We start from the raw sequence: 16,676 nt of genomic DNA on the forward strand, positions 1-16,676 counted from the left end.
CGCACCACCGTACCGCGCAAGCTGCGTCTCGCATTCGAATCCCTGGGAGGCAACCAAGCATCTGTCTTCCTAGTACACTCACACGCGGAGTCAGCATGAAAAAGATTGGCTTTCTTTCCTTTGGCCACTGGACGCCTTCGCCTCAATCGCAAACGCGTTCCGCAGCGGATGTTCTGTTGCAATCCATTGATCTGGCGATAGAGGCCGAGCGGATTGGCATGGATGGGGCTTACTTCCGCGTGCATCATTTTGCGCGGCAACTCTCCTCGCCCTTCCCTCTTCTTGCAGCCGTTGCAGCACGCACACGCAACATCGAAATCGGCACTGCCGTCATCGACATGCGCTATGAAAATCCACACTACATGTTTGAGGACGCAGGAGCAGCCGATCTGATCTCTGGTTCGCGGCTTCAGTTAGGCATCAGCCGCGGATCACCGGAGCAGGTCATGGATGGATGGCGATACTTTGGCTATGAGCCGAAGGAAGGCGAAGACGATGCGGCCATGGGTCGACGTCACACCGAAGTCTTTCTGCAGCTTTTGCGCGGCGAAGGTTTTGCTCGCCCCAATCCGCGTCCCATGTTCCCGAATCCGCCGGGACTTCTGCGCCTGGAGCCCTTCTCAGAAACCTTGCGTGAACGCATCTGGTGGGGCGCTGCGACCAATGCCACCGCTGTATGGGCAGCCAAATTGGGGATGAATCTGCAAAGCTCAACACTGAAGTTTGACGAAACAGGCGAACCATTTCACATACAGCAGGCAAAGCAGATCCGCGCCTATCGCGATGCATGGAAGCAGGCTGGACATACTCGCACACCACGCGTCTCCGTGAGCCGCAGCATCTTTGCTCTAACCAACGATCTGGATCGCTCCTACTTCGGACATGACAGTAACTCGCAAGACAAGATCGGCTTTCTGGATGCGTCCACCCGCGCGGTATTTGGTCGCAGCTACGCAGCCGAACCAGAGAAGTTGGTGGAACAACTGCGACAGGACGAAGCGATTGCAGAGGCAGATACGCTACTACTTACCGTGCCGAATCAACTTGGCGTGGAGTACAACGTGCATGTTATGCAATCGATTCTGACTACCATCGCACCCGCACTCGGCTGGAGGTAACGCCCTACTCCTCCCGCAGAACTTCCAGCGGCTTCTGACCGAGAACGCGATAGCTTGCCAACCATCCCGTCAGCACAGTCAGCGCCATAACGGCGATAAGCGAAAGCACGTTGACCCATCCAAGGAAGTGATAATCCAGATCGAGCCGCGACAACACCACGCGCACCGTGAGGTTTGCGAACACAAGTCCGACTAAACCAGCGATCAATCCGAGCGTTGCAAACTCAATGGAGAAGATCGCGGCGATGCGTGACCGCGTTGCCCCCAGCGTCTTCAACACCACTACTTCGCGCATGCGCCGATAACGCGTGCCAGCAATGGCACTCGCAAGAATGACCAGTCCCGCGAAGATAGAGAATCCTGCAAGAAACTGAACGACCAACGACACCTGCAACAGCACGCCACGCAACGTTTCCATGGCCTGCGCAACATTGATTACAGTGACCGTGGGGTACTTCGCAAATAGCGCACGTTGCAGTTCGCCTACATGTGCAGGATCGGCATGAGCTCCGCCGTAATACACCACCGGAAGCCCAGCCAACGCAGACTTTGGCAACAAAAATTCAGAACGCGACCATGCGTGCTGACCATCGGATTTAATGATGGCCGTAACTTCGGCGTTGATGGGATGGTCTGGATCGCCCGGCGCTCCAAACAAAATGTATGAGCCAAGCTGCACATGCAAACGTTCTGACATGCGCTGCCCTATCGCCACCTGCGGATGCGGATCGCCGCTATGCCAAAACTTTCCGCCCACTACTTTCGTACCCGGCGGCATCTCGTCCACCCATGTCAACGAAATAGATTGCAGCATACGCTTCGGAAAATTCTCCAGCTTCAATTCCGAAGCCTTTACTCCATTGACAGCGATGATGCGCGAAGCCACAACAGGCAACATCTCTGGCTCTCCCTGCACACCGGGTTGAGCTTTCAGCAACGCCGTTACGCCCTCCACTTCCGTTGGCGCAACGTCAATGAGAAACACATTTGGCAACGTGGGCCGCGTAGACAACTTCAGTTCTTTCACCAGCGCCTGCGAAAGAAAGAAGACACTGGCAATCTGCATCACGCCCAATCCCACTGCAGCCAGCAACGCGGCCGAAGGATTGCCCGGACGATAGAGATTCGCTAAACCATGCCGCACCACTGGCTGTAGCGACGCACGCGTGCTCTTCAGGAATCGCCGCAGCAACGCAAGCACAACGGACGATGCGATCAGCAGCACCACCAGCACCGCTGCGAGTCCTATCGTGAAAACTCTGCCTACCACTTTTGAATCGGACAGCGTTGTCGCAATCAGCGTGATGCCCAGCAGGATCAAAGCACCTGCCACCACTTGAGCGAAAGAGGCTTTCATCCTGGCAAAAAGATTCGCCGCCGTTCCCTTCTCTTCCAAATCATCCACGTTGCGCCGCAGAATCAGAATGGGCCGAACGCCGCGAATATCCAGCAACGGCGGCATAGTGAACAGCAACGTCGTGAGCAGGCCAGTCACCAGCCCAGCAACAATGGCAGAAGCAGCGATGTGAAGCTCCGGCGTAATGCCAAGCAGCTTCGCCAGCAGCAGCGGCAACACAAGCTGCACACCAACACCAAGCGCCACGCCGACCGCACCACCAATCAATCCCAGCAACACCGTCTGCACCAGGTATATGCGAAGTACATGTGACGATCGCGCGCCCAGTGACTTCATGATCGCGATGGAATCCATGCGCTCCAGCAAATGCGTACGCATGGCCATAGCAACCCCAACGGCCCCCAGCACCAATGCCACCAACGAAACCAGAGACAGCACACCCGTTGCGCGGTCCAGCGCCATGGTGATGGCAGGATTCGTCTCACGGTAGTCCGTAATCTGCGCTTCCGGCAAAAAACCTTCCAGCGTTGTCTTTAGCTTGGCAACAGCACGATCATCGCGTTTGGGCAACATAAAGAGATAACGCTGCCCTGCACGCGATCCCGCAGCCAGAAGATGCGTTTGTTCCAGTTGATCCTGCGACAACAGGATGCGCGGGCCTGCAGCAAACGATCCGGAAAGCCTGTCCGGCTCACTCAACACAACGGCAGCAATGCGCAGCGTGGCATCGCCAAGCTGAATGCGGTCGCCCACATGCAGCTTCAAGCGAATCAGCAGATCATCACCCACAGCAACATTCTCGCCACCAATCGCCTGCCGCAACGGCATAGTTGGCTGCAGATCGACCGTGCCATAGAACGGATACTTCGAAGGATCAACAGCCTTCAACGCCACCAGCAACGGATCAAGCGAATGCTCGGCCGTGGCCATGGCCGCCATTTCCGTGACTGACGTCATCTTTGTGCCATTGGCCGTCAACGCTTCCAGTTGTTTCTGTTGTGCATCGCTTGGCTGCTGAAACATGCGGGCTGCAAGATCGCCTGCAAGAATCGAACGCGCACGCACCATCAGCGTCTGTCGAAATGCCGTGGAGAATCCGCGAACACCCGTCAATGCCGCGACGCCAATCGCTACCGACAAAATAACGAACAGAAATTTACCGCGCGAAGCACGCAATTCGCGCGAGGCGATTCGAGCGGCCGTTGTCCAGGAGAGCGCGGCCACGGATTACACCTGCTCCACGAGCTTACGTTCATCCGCAATCACTTCCCCATCGCGCACTGTCAGCACCCGCGTTGCATGCGCCGCAACCGCAGGATCATGCGTCACCAGCACCAGCGTAGTCCCTTCGCGCTGATTCAGATCCAGCAACAAATCCATCACATGGGCGCCGTTCTTTGAATCAAGATTCCCCGTAGGCTCGTCAGCCAGCACAATCGGCGGACGCAGAATAAACGCACGCGCCAACGCCACACGTTGTTGTTCTCCACCGGAAAGCTGAACAGGATAATGCTCTGCACGTTCACCAAGCCCAACAGCTTGCAGCAACTCCAGGGCGCGTGCACGGCCAGCCTTCTGCTCGTTGGCAGGTGCATTCAACTCATGCGGCAACAACACATTTTCAAGAGCAGTCAGGGTGGGAATCAGTTGATAGCTCTGAAAGACAAAGCCAATCAGCTTGCCGCGTACCTCTGCAAGTTTGTCCTCTGGCAGATAACTGATCGCAGTGCCGTTCAGAATCACATTGCCAGCAGTTGGCGTATCGAGCCCGGCCAGCAATCCAAGCAATGTACTTTTCCCGGAGCCAGACGAGCCCACAATGGCGACAAATTCGCCCGCGGCAACATCGAACGAGATGCCGCGAAGAATCTCAACCGTACGCGAACCGTTGCGAATGGATTTGCGGAGATCGTCCACGCGGATGCTGGAAGTTGCAGTCGTCGAAGTCAGGCGGTTACTCGCTTTCTGGCGGAATCTGCTATGGTGTGCAACAACGGAGAGCCGGAGTTGAGGTCGATGATACAGCGTTCCCCCTTCACACTGATGTGTACGTTTGCCGTGGCAGCAATGTTCCTATTGACGGGCTGCGAACCCAAACATCATGACTTAACGACCGGCAGCAAAAACGGCGGAGCCACGCCAACAGGCTCAATGGAAATGAAGTCCGACGCGGTTGCGAATGACGTGGATGACGGCCGTCCCGTGATCGCCTGCTTTGGCGACAGCCTGACAGCGGGCCTCGGGGTCGATGTAGACAACAGCTATCCTGCCGACCTTCAGCGCGAATTGGATAAAGCTGGCTATCGCTATCGCGTGGTCAACATGGGCATCAGTGGCGACACCACCAAGGACGCACTGGCGCGCATTGACCGCGTTCTGGCCATGAAGCCAGCAATCACGGTGGTAGAGTTCGGCGGCAACGACGGCCTTCGCGGCGTGCCTGTAGCCAACTCACGCCAGAACCTCGACGACATTCTTGGCCGCCTCACTCACACAGGCACACAGGTTGCACTTGCAGGTATCACGCTGCCGCCACAGTACAGCGCGCCTTACATCCAGCAATTCAACGAAACCTACACTGTGCTCTCAAAGAAATACTCGGTGCCGTTACTCCCCTTCGTGCTTCAGGATGTCTACGGAGTACCCGGCAGCATTCAGGCAGACGGTATCCACCCCACAGCGCAAGGCTGCAAGCAAGTGGCAAAGAACGTCTTCACCTTGATTCATCCCATGCTGAAGAAGTAACGGCAATACCTCAGGCAATGTTTACGTATGGCTGGATCAGCGTTCCAGCCACGCGCTTTCCAATACCCACCAGTTCTTTGCTGCCGTTGAAAATCCGCACCAACGGCGCATCCGAGAACTCCGGCAGATTCACCGCCATGCCGTTGCGCAGCTTCGTCTGTGAACCTTCATCCGCCGTCACCGCAGGCATCTCCGGCAGAATTGTGCGCGGATGCCGCATCAATTCCTGCACCGTGCCTGCATTTGCGGCTTCAATCAACTGCTCGCGTGTCACTGCATCGTCCAGCGTGAAGACACCCGCCTGCGTTCTGCGTAGCGACGACAAGTGCGCGCTGCAACCGGCAAGCTGCCCCAGCTCATGCGCTACCGATCGCACGTATCCGCCCGACGAAACGTGCATAGCGAAGCTCGCGGTATCGCCTTCCAATCCCGTCAACGCGAAATCATGAATCGTAATGCGCGCAGGTTTTACGGCCACTTCCTTGCCTTGCCGAGCCAACTTATGCGCCGGAACGCCACCAATCTTCTTGGCAGAAAATACCGGAGGAACCTGGTCAATCGTTCCGTGAAAACGCGTACTCAACGCACGCAGTTCCTCCAGCGAGCAGCGCAGCGGCTGCGGCTCGCCCGCTGGTTGTCCTTCAGCGTCATACGTGTCAGTGGCAAAGCCAAAACGAATTGTGCCGGTGTACTGCTTATCTGCCGCATTGAAGAACTGCGCCAGCCGCGTCCATTTGCCCAGCAACAGCGGCAAAACGCCAGTCGCCATGGGATCCAGCGTGCCAAGATGGCCAACAGAGCGTTCCCCGCTGGCACGCCGTACCAGCGAAACAACATCGTGAGAAGTAAGTCCGGAGGGTTTATCGAAGATTAGAAGGCCGTTCATTGCAACCCTCCAATTAGATCATCCTTCCACCAGGAAACCTAACGACGCGGCGGCCCACCACCGGGCCCGTGCTGTTCCTTCCATATCTCGGCAGGATCAATCACGTAAACCATGCTACCGCTCACACCAGCCTCCAGACGCTGCTTGTCCATCTGCGTCAGTTGCACAAACACATCGCCTGCGTGCCCTTCAAACACGCCATCCTCATCCAACCGCGTGCGTTGCAGATTATGCGAACGATATGGCTCCAACTTGGCCACACGATCGCTAAAAGCATCATCAAACGCCATCTGTCCGGTAAAGCAAACATGGCCGCCGCTGTACACATGCCGTTCTGGATCGCTAGCGGCTTTCTTCAATGTCTTGTCGTGTCCCAGAACGTCCTTGCCATCCACATGCACCTTCACATGAATATGCGTATCGCGCCCCTGATACCACCCCGGATACACCGTCAGAAAATCCGCGACGCCATCTCGGCCAGTGATCTGCACTCCCCGGAAGAAACGATCGTTGTCCGTAATCTCACTATGCGGAGGTCCACCAAAGCCTCCCGGCGGCGGTAGCGGCCGCCCATCCTTATCCAGCGGAGGACCAGCCGGACGGTCACCCGGACCACGCGGCGGGCCGCCATTCGGACCAGCCTCTCCCGGAGGCCCCATCGGCATCAGGCTCTGTTTCTCATAGCCGGAATAAATTCCCATGGCATCGCAATGCCAGATGTCCACCGCCGCATGCGGCAAAGGTTTGCACGTGTTCTTGTCCAGAACGGTGACGCGCAAATGCAACGGCAACCCCAGCTTGCCGTCACGAATATCGCGACGCAGCAGCTCGCTGTCGACGTAATACGGCCCCTCTTCCAACTCACGCGTCAGAGAGCAAGGCAGCGGAGCAGTCAGTGATTCCGCAATTGCCATGCCGCGTGCCAGCAACAGAGTGCCCCCGGCGGCAGCTCCGCCCAGCAGCACCTTTCTTCGTGTAAGAAACCTCAACGACGCTGAATCCAAAGCCATTACGCCAAATACTCCTGTTGCCTGTGTAAGACGTACTCCACGGCAAAAGGAGCACAGAAGAAAATACTTGAGATACATCTTGCATCTTGGAAGCGGAGAGAGTATCTAAGATATATCTCACGATATATCGTGAGAAGGAGGTATGAAATGTTTAAGTTTTCCATGCATTGCCCCGATCCTCGGGGATTCCATCGCGGAGACCGTCGTGGACGGCGCGATGACCGCTTTGCCGGAGAGTACGCAGAAGGTCACCAGGGATTCTTCCCGGGAGGCCACCACGGACGCTTTGGCGGACCTCGAGGCCCCTTCGGAGAGGGCTTCGGCCCCTTCGGCAAAGGTCGCGGAGGTTTCGGCGGCGGACGCGAGCGCCTGTTTGATAGCGGCGTCATGCGTCTGGTCATCCTGCGCGAACTGGCTCAGGAACCCGCTTACGGCTACCAGCTCATCAAGCGGCTGGAAGAGCGCATGGCGGGAGGCTATCGACCCAGTGCCGGCGTGATTTATCCCACGCTCACCATGCTTGAGGAGCAGGGTTTTACCGTCGCCACCGTCAACGAAGCAGGCAAAAAGGTCTACTCCGTCACCGACGAAGGCAAAGCATTCCTGAACGAAAATCAGGAACGCCTGAACGAGTTGGAACACCTGATGAAGGCGGCCGGACGCGGATTTGCACGCGGTCGCTCGCCGGAAATCATGGAAGCCATGGGAGCGCTGCGCGAAGCCATCGGCGACCGCATCCGCCACGAAGACAGCTCACCGGAACAGATCCGCAAGGTAGCGGAAGTGTTACAAAACGCAGCCAAGGCCATCCGCGAAATCTAGCAGCTTGAAGGAACAAACGTCCTACCAGACGTTACAAGCGACGCTCGTCATCCTGAGCGAAACGAAGTGAAGTCGAAGGACCTGCATTCTTCTCCACCACTAGAATTTCTCAGGATAGCCAAAAGAGAAAGCCCCGCACAAAGCGGGGCTTTTCTTATCGAACCACATCCAGATCAGTACGTCTGCGACTGATAAAACTCCCCAAACAACTCCGCATCCGAAGGACGATCTTCCGCAATCGGACGACTCACCCACGTCGTCTGCATGAAGTGCTTCAGCACCACATTCTCATTCGTAATGTTGCCGCCCCAAATACCGCACCCCATGCTCGACGTCATGGCCATGCCGTTGGTAAACGAACCAGAGTTGGCGCGGGACTGCGGCTGACGCACGGTAATGCGGCTCACTGGAGCCATGCGTGCAAGCTCATCAATATGCGCGTCGTTAAAGGAGTAAATGCCCACTGAATGACCGCGCCCACCCACCTTGTAAATCTGCGTCACCTTGTTCAGCGCATCATCCCATCCGCTGTACTTGAAGACAGCCAGTACAGGCGACAGCTTCTCGCTACAGAACGGATACTCCTTGCCAATGTTCGTCTCCTGCACGACGAGAAAGCGCTTGCCCTCAGGAATAGAAAAACCTGCAAGCTCCGCAATCACTTTGGCAGAACGAGCAATCGTCGGTGCCGTGCGGTGACGCTCTTCATCCCACATCACGGCCTGCAGTTTGTCTTTTTCCTCCGCCGTGCAGAGATAGCCGCCTTCGTTTTGCAGGCACTCCAGAACCTTGTCATAGACTGTCGATTCCACCACCAGATTGCCGTCGGAAGAGCAGCCGGAGCCGTTGTCATGCACCTTGCTGATGCGTGTGTTGCGTGCCGCCTCTTCCGGAATCGTGGTCTCATCAAAGACCATGGTGGCGTTGCCTGCGCCCACGCCATACGCAGGTTTTCCGCTGCTGTAGGCAGCGCGCACCATCTGCTGCCCACCAGTGGCGAGCGTCACATCGCACGACGCCATCAGTTCATTTGCCATCGGAATACAGGGCTTCTCAATCACCTGAAATACATCTTCCGGCACACCTTCGCGCTTCAACACTTCGCGCATGATGTTGACAGTTTCAATCGTTGTATTCTTGCTGGCCGGATGCGGTGCAAAGATGCAGACGTTCTTCGCCTTAATCGCAAAGATGCCCGTAACAATCTCAGTAAGCGCCGCATTCGTTACCGGAACCAGCGATGCGATCACGCCGACGGGCTTGGCATATTTAACAATGCCCTTCTCTGGAATCTCTTCAATCACGCCCATGCTCTTTTGCCGCAACACATCGCGCAGAACACCGGCCACCTTTGAGCGTTTCCCGGGACGCGTCTCCGGATCACCCAGACCGCTTTCTTCAATGCTCTTCAACGAAAGCCGCGTGAAGGTCTTCTCATTCGCCACAGCCCAGCCAAGCGCCTGGCACAGGCGATCGACCTTCGCCTGGTCATAATCCTTGATGGCGTCCAGCGCGACATTGGCACGCTTTACCATCTCCTGAATCTCAAGCTTCTGTTCTTCTGTAATAACCTTCGGTGCCATTCCACTACTCCTGCTTTTCTGAACCAGAAAGTTCGCGCGGCGCTGGGCCGTCGTATGCCACTGGCACCTTGATGCGCATCGGCTTTTCTCGTGACAGTTCTTCCGCCACCTCGGCACTCAAACCTGCAACGCGACCGACAATAAACACAAGCCGCCCCATGACCGGCGCAAATCCAAGATCGACAAGGATGGCCGCGAGAACGCCGTCAATGTTCACCGGCAAAGGCTTCACCTTCTCTGCAACCACGGCCTGCAACGCGTCCATGAACGCGACGCCTTCTTTCGCCAGGCCAAACTCGCGTGCCATGCCGAAGAGAATTTCTTTGCGCGGATCGCTGGAATGCTGACGATGCCCAAGTCCCGCCAGGCGTTCGCCCTTCGCGCGTTTCGCGTCCACAGTGCGTTCTGCTGCTTCCTTCAGCGAAATGCCCTCTGCTTTTGCCAGCGCAATGCCCTGCTGAATCATCTCCATGCATGCCATGCCCGCGCCGCCGTGCTCATCACCAATGGCCAGCACACCCGCTGCAATCGCCGACGAAACCGAACTGCGATTGCCTGAGCAAGCAAGCCGCGCCGTCGCCGCCGAGGGCGATCCCGGACCATGATCCGCAGAAGAGATCAGGATTGCATCCAGCAGCTTGCCTTCCTCTTTGGTGGGAACGCGGCCAGCATGCAGCAAAAAGATCATCTCTGCGAAGCTGAGTTTTTGCATCAGTTCGCCAATGGGATAGCCGCTGACCCAAATGTTCGATTCGTCGTATGTCGTAATGGCTGTGCGCCAAGGTTCCTGCATCGTTCTCCGCCGTCGAAGAGGGATGTCATGCAACGTGTGAAGTCGAGACTTCCGTTTCGAGGAATAAGGCTAGCACCGCAATCCTGCGAAGGCACCCTCATACCGTGGCGATACGGTTTAGAACCGCTGTAACCATCGCCTCTTCAACCCATGCGGCGCTACACTTTTGCGGGGTTGCGAACACCTTCTTCGCCACCACTCTGCATATACCGAAGAGATTCTGATTTGAGACCGCAAAATCTGACCGTACGCGAAACGTTCGTGGGTAAATGGGGAGCGCGCGAGAACACCGGGGACATGGCTCCTGTGTGGCTCTCGTGGTCCATCTGGGCCGTGGCCGCCATCTTTTACCTCAGCGGTTTCTATCAGCGCGTGTCTCCCGCCGTGATGACGGACGAGTTGATGCGCGCCTTCTCCATCAACGCGGCCAGCCTCGGCAATCTCTCCGGCTTCTACTACTACACGTACCTCGCCATGCAGATTCCCACCGGCATCCTCATCGATTCGTGGGGCGCTCGCCGCTTGCTCATCGGCGGCTCCGTTGCTGCAGCGCTTGGCACTTTCCTCTTCGCAGCAACGGATAACTTCGCCGTAGCCTGCCTAGGCCGCGCACTGATCGGAGGTTCAACAGCAGTCGCCTGGGTGACCTTACTTTCACTCACCACGCATTGGTTCCCCGCACGCAAGTTCGCCATGCTCTCCGGCCTTGGACTGCTGTTTGGCAATCTCGGCGCGCTTGCCGCCCAAGTTCCGTTACGTCTTGCCATTCAAAGCTTCGGTTGGCATCGCGTGGTGCTTGTGTCGGCAGCCATCATCCTCGGCATTGGTGTGTTGTCGTTTTTCATCGTGAAGAACGATCCCACCGACGATGGCTATGTAAGTTACGCACCGCCTGCAAAGGATGGCCCAGCCCCCAGCGGCATGGATCGCCTGCGCGGGTTCGGAAGCATCTTCCGCTATCGCAACACCTTGCTCATCTTCCTTGCGCAGGGCGGCGTCGTCGGTTCCATCCTGTCGTTTACCGGCCTGTGGGGTTCGCCCTATCTGCGCTCACGCTTCGGCTTGCAACAAACCACTGCTGCAGAAGTTTGCTCCGTCATGATCCTTTGCTGGGCCATTGCCAGCCCCATCTTCGGCGCACTATCTGACCGTATTGGACGCCGTAAGCCTTTCTATGTCGGCGGGTGTGCGGCGGCGCTCATAGGATGGGCGTGCATGTTCTATCTTCCTGGACTTACACTCCCGGCATTCATCGCAATCGCTGCATTCACAAGTGTTGCAAGCGGAACCATTGTGATCGGCTTCGCCTACGGCAAGGAATCAGTTCCCACACAATACATGGGATCTATCTCTGCGTTGGTCAATATGGGCAACATGATCGGGCCGACGCTGCTGCAGCCAGCCATCGGCTCCACGCTAGACCGCCACTGGGCTGGCGCACTGGTTAAAGGCGTCCACGTATATGACATGCACGCGTATCAGCTCGCCTTCGCGCTAATGGTGGGATGGCTTACCTGCTCCGTCGTGCTGATGAGCCTCACACGCGACACGCAGTGCAAGCAGTGCTAATAGCCTGCCGTCATTCTGAGCGAAGCGAAGAAGCCCAACACTGTCTCAACCACCGCAGATTCAACTCGCGCAAACCATTAATAAGTGAGGCCCGCTTTCGCGGGCCTCACTTATTCCGACCAAACCTTACTTCCCATTGCGATAGATATCGTTAATGTTCCAATGCCCCGGCGTGGGTGTGGGCGCATTCTCCATCGGCACCTGAATCACTGTCGGCTGATTGGAAGCAATCGCTTCTTCCAACGCTGGCCCCAGCATTTCAGCAGAAGTCACATAAATCCCACGCGCACCATAGGAACGCGCCAAGTTGGCGTAGTCAACGTTGTACGTCTCACCATTGCATTCGAACAGGCAGCCGAAGCTCCAGCCATAGTGCATCTTCTCCAGGCCAGCAATGGTTCCAAACGCCGAGTTATCCATCACCACCCAGATGCATGGCAATCCCGCTTCCATCGCCGTAGCAACCACGCCGGGATTACTACTGAACGCGCCATCACCAATCAGCGCAACCGCTACACGATCCGGCTGTGCATACTTCACACCCAGCACAGCAGCAGGACCAAAGCCCATCGTCGCAAGCCCACTCGGTGTAATGAACGTTCCCGGCACCGGAAACTTAAATTGCTGCGCCACACCGTTCTTGTTCCAACCTACATCCGTAACGATATAGCCATCGTCTGGGACAGCTTTACGCAGTTCCGCAAGAATGCGTTCCGGCCGCATCGGATATTGATTTGAGGACCACTCCTCTGCCCACAGATCGCTGAACTCCTTGCGGCCTTCCGCAATCTTCGCGCGAATATCTGAGTGATCCTTATGTTTGCGGCCCTGTGCGGCTTTCGCTAACGCAGCCAGCGCCACCTTCGCATCCGCAATCACACCAAGCTCTGTCTGATAATTGCGCCCAATCTCGGCGGCATCAATATCAATGTGAATCAAGCGAGGCTCATCGAAAGTAAACTCCGACTCCCACGAACTGCTATTCGCTTCCGCCAGACGCGTTCCCACGGCAACAATCAAATCGGACGTGCGGCACGTATCGTTCGAAACCGGAATGCCCCAGAATCCCGTCTGTCCCATCAGCAGCGGATGCTCATCCGGCATGCAGCCCTTACCCATCAGCGTGTGAGCCACCGGCACGTCCAGCGCCTCTGCCAACGCCTGCAATTCCTTCGTTGCCTTCGACGAAAGCACACCGCCACCCGCATACAAAACAGGCCGCTCCGCATTCGCAAGTGCATCCACGATGTACTCCACCGAATCCGGGTCAATGCCCTGCTTACTTAACTTCGGTGGCGTCTTGGAAAAGGAACCCTCTTTCAAATCCGCAGAGAAGATATCCATGGGAACGTCCACCAGCACCGGCCCAGGACGCCCTGACTGCGCAAGATAAAACGCACGCTCCACCGCGCGCGGAAGATCTTCCACTCGATCCACGCGATACACACGCTTGCAGAACGGCCGGTAGATCTGGCTCTGATCCGCGTCGGCGTGCAAGTTAATCTCCTGATGCGGATGGCGTCCGTAGTAATACGAAGGCACATCCCCCGCAATCACCACCATGGGGATCGAATCCAACGCGGCATTCGCAACGCCAGTCGCGGCATTGGTCAATCCCGGTCCAAGATGGCTCAGTACCACCCCCACCTTGCCCGAAGCACGCGCGTAACCATCCGCAGCGTGTGCCGCCGTCTGTTCATGCCGAGTGGTAATGAAACGCACCTTAGGATTCTTTCCCAGCGCGTCCAGCATGGCGATAACGGTATGCCCGCAAAGGCCAAAGACGACCTCTACCCCAAGCGTCTCGAGGTAATCGACAAGCTGGTAAGCCGCAATGCGGTACCCCTCCTTAGGCGGAGGAGGAACCTTGGTCAGAACGTGTCCGTAAGGCTTCGCGGGCAGAATCGGGGCGTCAGATAGGATTGGTGCCATAGCGGAAGCGATTCTACGTTCGCACAATACCCACTTCAACGCTGTTACGGTGATGCACCGTTCCGCACCGGTATTTCTGCAATACGTTACAGCCGAAACTGCACACACGTAGATATGATGTTGCGGTGCAAACCATGGCAAAGTCGAAAGAAGTGAAGGGTCAATCCGAAGAAGTGATCCGCAAGGAACTTGCAAATGTCATCCATAGCAAGTCTTTCCGGCAGGGTGAACGGCTACAACGCTTCCTCCAGTTCATCGTGGAAGAAGCCCTCTCCGGACGCGGCGATCAACTGAAGGAATATCCCATTGGCGTCGATGTCTTCGGTAAAGACACCAGCTTCGATCCGCGCATGGACCCCATCGTACGCGTGCAGGCCCGCCGTCTACGCATGCGCTTGCAGACCTATTACCGAGAAGAAGGTCAGTCCAGCGAAATTGTCATCGAACTTCCAAAAGGTGGTTACAACCCAACCTTCCGCAACGTAGGTGCAAAAGCAGAACGCCGCACACTTCCGCCAGCACTTGTCAGTCGCAACACGGCTACTGTGCTGCCGTTTGAAGACTGTTCTCCTGCCGGGACAGAACACTCCTTCTGCAACGCGCTTACTTCGGAAGTTATCTTCGCCATCTCGCGTCTCGGTTCTATCGTCGTGGTGGACAGCGCCATCGCACACGCGGAAGGTATCTCTCCCGCCGCCGTTTCTGTTGCCGGCACGGTTGCCGTTAGTAACGGTATTCGTCGCATCACCGTACGGCTTACAGACACCGTGCGCGGCCACGTCCTGTGGACAGATAAATTCGACCGCGCAATGGATAACAATTTCTCTGTACAGGAAGATGTCAGCGCACACATTGCAGAAGCCCTCAAAGCAGAACTGCTGCAGGATGTGAACCGCAGTGCGCGCGCCGAAAATCTGGCGGCACACAACATGTATCTGCAAGGCCGCTATCAACTGGCACAACGCACGGAAAGTGGCCTGAAGAAATCGCTCGAGTATTTCCAGAAGTCCATGGAAGAAGACCCCGGCTTTGCTCCCGCATACGCAGGCATGGCCGACGCACAGCTCATCATGCTGAACTACGGCGTCGCGGCTCCAGCAGAACTATGGACAAAGGTCGCATCCAACGCAGCGCATGCGGTCATGCTGGATGAAGACTCCAGTGAAGCACGCACAACTTTCGCCCACGTCAAAGCAATTCAAGACTGGGACTGGACAGCCTCCGAGCAGGAGTTCCGACGCGCCATCAGCCTAAATCCGCGCAACCCTTTCGCCCACCATTGGTACGCCATCTCCTGCTTAACACCAACGGGCCGCATGGACGAGGCATTGCAGGAAATCCAAATCGCACAAAGCCTCGATCCTATTTCGTCCATCATCGCGCGCGACATGGCGCAGATACTGCATTTCCGCCGCGAGTACGACCGTGCATTGGAACAATGCGACTACACCATCGAACAGAATCCGCACTTCTCCGCCGCTTACTGGACACTCGGTCTCGTGCAGGAGCAACGAGGCGAATTAGAAGAATCCATCGCGGCTTACCAACGTGCCATCGAACTATCACCACCGAATCCACGCGTCATGGGCTCTCTTGCCCGCACATACATCATCGTGGGACGCAAGCGAGAAGGCCTGCAAATTCTGGAAGAGTTGGAAGAGATGTCGCAGCAACGTTACATCTCACCATTCGAACTCGCGCTGATTTACTTCGCACTGCATCGCATGGACGACGGCTTCCGCGAACTCGATCTCGCCTTCCAGCATCGTTGCTTCGAACTGATCACGCTGCGAAGCGACCCGCGGTTCGATCCCGTACGCAAAGACGAGCGTTATCAGGTGCTCTTTAACAAGCTCGGCCTACCTCAGTGCTGAGCAGAAGTGCTCTCCATCAAAGGGCGCGGAGTAATATCCGCGTCCTTGATTTTTAGTGCCCACAGCAGCGCCTGGTAATACATCTCCTGCACTGCACGCTCATCCCAGTTACTGGGATCATGCCCCAGTGCCGAGTAATACACACGCCCCTTGCCATAGGTCTTCGCCCACGCCAGCGGAAAATCAGTCCCGCCGTGGTGTATCAGCGGATTACCTTGCAACTGCAAATTCGATACATCCAGCCGCAGCAGCACGCGCACATTACTCCGCGAAAACTCTTTGATCTGGTAGTACTCGTCCGTATGCGGAAACGATGCAGGTAGATGCTCCATTCCCGGAAATGCAGGATCTTCCACAAGCACCGGCGCATTCACAATGCCCCATGGATGCTCATCAAATCGACCACCAAGCATCTTTCCAAACTCCGGCCACGAGAAGAATGCCGTAGCACCCGCATGCGCAACCACAAAGCCTTTGCCATCATCATGCACAAACGACAGAAGATCTCTTCGCTGCGCTTGGGTCAGATCGATCTCGCGTACACCAAAGAAAAAGATGGCATCGAAGTCATTCAGATTCTTGCCATAGAGCAGCGGCTGGCCATCGCTACCGCGCAGAGTGTCCTTTGTAATCTCATGCGAATCGCTGCGAATAAAGGTGTCGTAAGCACCAGTCTCATAGCCCAGCCGCTCAATCACTGAGACAGCATGCGACACGGCGTCATGCTGATAACCGTTGCTGATATCAATCCACGCCAACACGCGTTTACGATGCGGCACTGCGCTGTTGTGATAGCTGTAATCGCCCGCAGCTGCAGCATTCATACCCGGACCGCTGCGCACGCCATTCTTCATACCAAGGTCAGCAGTTCCCTGTCGACTGGGCTGCTGTCCGCCTGAAGATAGCGTATACAACAAGAACCAACACACGAACAAAGTACCAAGCCGCAGTCGCCTGCACCGTCTACGATAAGTCCCGACAAAGACA

General features: G+C 56.5%; 13 protein-coding genes. 5 read left to right on the forward strand and 8 right to left on the reverse strand.

Features of this window, described 5'->3' with window-relative positions; translation table 11 throughout:
* Positions 1 to 95 precede the first annotated feature (95 nt).
* Positions 96 to 1,118 carry an LLM class flavin-dependent oxidoreductase gene (locus JAO32_RS06835; RefSeq protein WP_334238807.1) on the forward strand — a complete coding sequence of 341 codons (1,023 nt, stop codon included), beginning with the start codon at positions 96 to 98 and terminating at the stop codon, positions 1,116 to 1,118.
* Positions 1,119 to 1,122: 4 nt separating this feature from the next.
* Here the strand turns inward: JAO32_RS06835 and JAO32_RS06840 are convergent, their stop codons facing one another.
* The gene (locus JAO32_RS06840; RefSeq protein WP_334238810.1) at positions 1,123 to 3,699 is read right to left on the reverse strand and encodes an ABC transporter permease; all 2,577 of its coding nucleotides are present in this window, start codon (positions 3,697 to 3,699) and stop codon (positions 1,123 to 1,125) included.
* 3 nt (positions 3,700 to 3,702) lie between these two features.
* Complete coding sequence (locus tag JAO32_RS06845; protein ID WP_334238812.1) at positions 3,703 to 4,392, reverse strand: ABC transporter ATP-binding protein; 690 nt, start codon at positions 4,390 to 4,392, stop codon at positions 3,703 to 3,705.
* Positions 4,393 to 4,491: 99 nt separating this feature from the next.
* Here JAO32_RS06845 and JAO32_RS06850 point away from each other — a divergent pair, with 99 nt between their 5' ends.
* A complete protein-coding gene (locus JAO32_RS06850) occupies positions 4,492 to 5,220 on the forward strand; it encodes an arylesterase (protein WP_334238815.1) in 729 nt (242 codons plus the stop codon).
* Positions 5,221 to 5,230: 10 nt separating this feature from the next.
* Here the strand turns inward: JAO32_RS06850 and truB are convergent, their stop codons facing one another.
* The gene (truB, locus tag JAO32_RS06855; RefSeq protein WP_334238817.1) at positions 5,231 to 6,106 is read right to left on the reverse strand and encodes a tRNA pseudouridine(55) synthase TruB; all 876 of its coding nucleotides are present in this window, start codon (positions 6,104 to 6,106) and stop codon (positions 5,231 to 5,233) included.
* 38 nt (positions 6,107 to 6,144) lie between these two features.
* Positions 6,145 to 7,116, reverse strand: a complete 972-nt coding sequence (locus JAO32_RS06860; protein ID WP_334238819.1) for an intradiol ring-cleavage dioxygenase — start codon at positions 7,114 to 7,116, stop codon at positions 6,145 to 6,147.
* A gap of 147 nt (positions 7,117 to 7,263) precedes the next feature.
* Here JAO32_RS06860 and JAO32_RS06865 point away from each other — a divergent pair, with 147 nt between their 5' ends.
* Positions 7,264 to 7,938 (forward strand): PadR family transcriptional regulator, encoded by a 675-nt coding sequence (locus tag JAO32_RS06865; protein ID WP_334238820.1) that lies wholly within the window; start codon positions 7,264 to 7,266, stop codon positions 7,936 to 7,938.
* Positions 7,939 to 8,111: 173 nt separating this feature from the next.
* On the opposite strand, the gene JAO32_RS06870 is transcribed toward JAO32_RS06865, so the two are convergent.
* Both JAO32_RS06870 and JAO32_RS06875 read right to left on the reverse strand, forming a co-directional pair.
* Positions 8,112 to 9,521 (reverse strand): aldehyde dehydrogenase family protein, encoded by a 1,410-nt coding sequence (locus tag JAO32_RS06870; RefSeq protein WP_334238822.1) that lies wholly within the window; start codon positions 9,519 to 9,521, stop codon positions 8,112 to 8,114.
* A 4-nt stretch (positions 9,522 to 9,525) separates the two neighbouring features.
* Positions 9,526 to 10,314, reverse strand: coding sequence for a citryl-CoA lyase (locus JAO32_RS06875; RefSeq protein ID WP_334238824.1), 789 nt, complete (start codon positions 10,312 to 10,314; stop codon positions 9,526 to 9,528).
* Between the two features lie 225 nt (positions 10,315 to 10,539).
* Here JAO32_RS06875 and JAO32_RS06880 point away from each other — a divergent pair, with 225 nt between their 5' ends.
* The gene (locus JAO32_RS06880) at positions 10,540 to 11,883 is read left to right on the forward strand and encodes an MFS transporter (RefSeq protein WP_334238826.1); all 1,344 of its coding nucleotides are present in this window, start codon (positions 10,540 to 10,542) and stop codon (positions 11,881 to 11,883) included.
* A gap of 126 nt (positions 11,884 to 12,009) precedes the next feature.
* Here JAO32_RS06880 and JAO32_RS06885 read toward each other — a convergent pair whose 3' ends face one another.
* On the reverse strand, positions 12,010 to 13,815 hold the full coding sequence (locus tag JAO32_RS06885) for a thiamine pyrophosphate-binding protein (RefSeq protein ID WP_334238828.1): 1,806 nt from the start codon (positions 13,813 to 13,815) through the stop codon (positions 12,010 to 12,012).
* 134 nt (positions 13,816 to 13,949) lie between these two features.
* Here JAO32_RS06885 and JAO32_RS06890 point away from each other — a divergent pair, with 134 nt between their 5' ends.
* A complete protein-coding gene (locus JAO32_RS06890) occupies positions 13,950 to 15,689 on the forward strand; it encodes a tetratricopeptide repeat protein (RefSeq protein ID WP_334238830.1) in 1,740 nt (579 codons plus the stop codon).
* Here the strand turns inward: JAO32_RS06890 and JAO32_RS06895 are convergent.
* Positions 15,680 to 16,543 carry a ThuA domain-containing protein gene (locus JAO32_RS06895; RefSeq protein ID WP_334238832.1) on the reverse strand — a complete coding sequence of 288 codons (864 nt, stop codon included), beginning with the start codon at positions 16,541 to 16,543 and terminating at the stop codon, positions 15,680 to 15,682. The two genes, JAO32_RS06890 and JAO32_RS06895, sit on opposite strands and share 10 nt — an antisense overlap.
* Positions 16,544 to 16,676 lie beyond the last annotated feature (133 nt).

It is taken from the genome of Terriglobus sp. ADX1, from assembly GCF_036877645.1.
Lineage (GTDB): Bacteria > Acidobacteriota > Terriglobia > Terriglobales > Acidobacteriaceae > Terriglobus.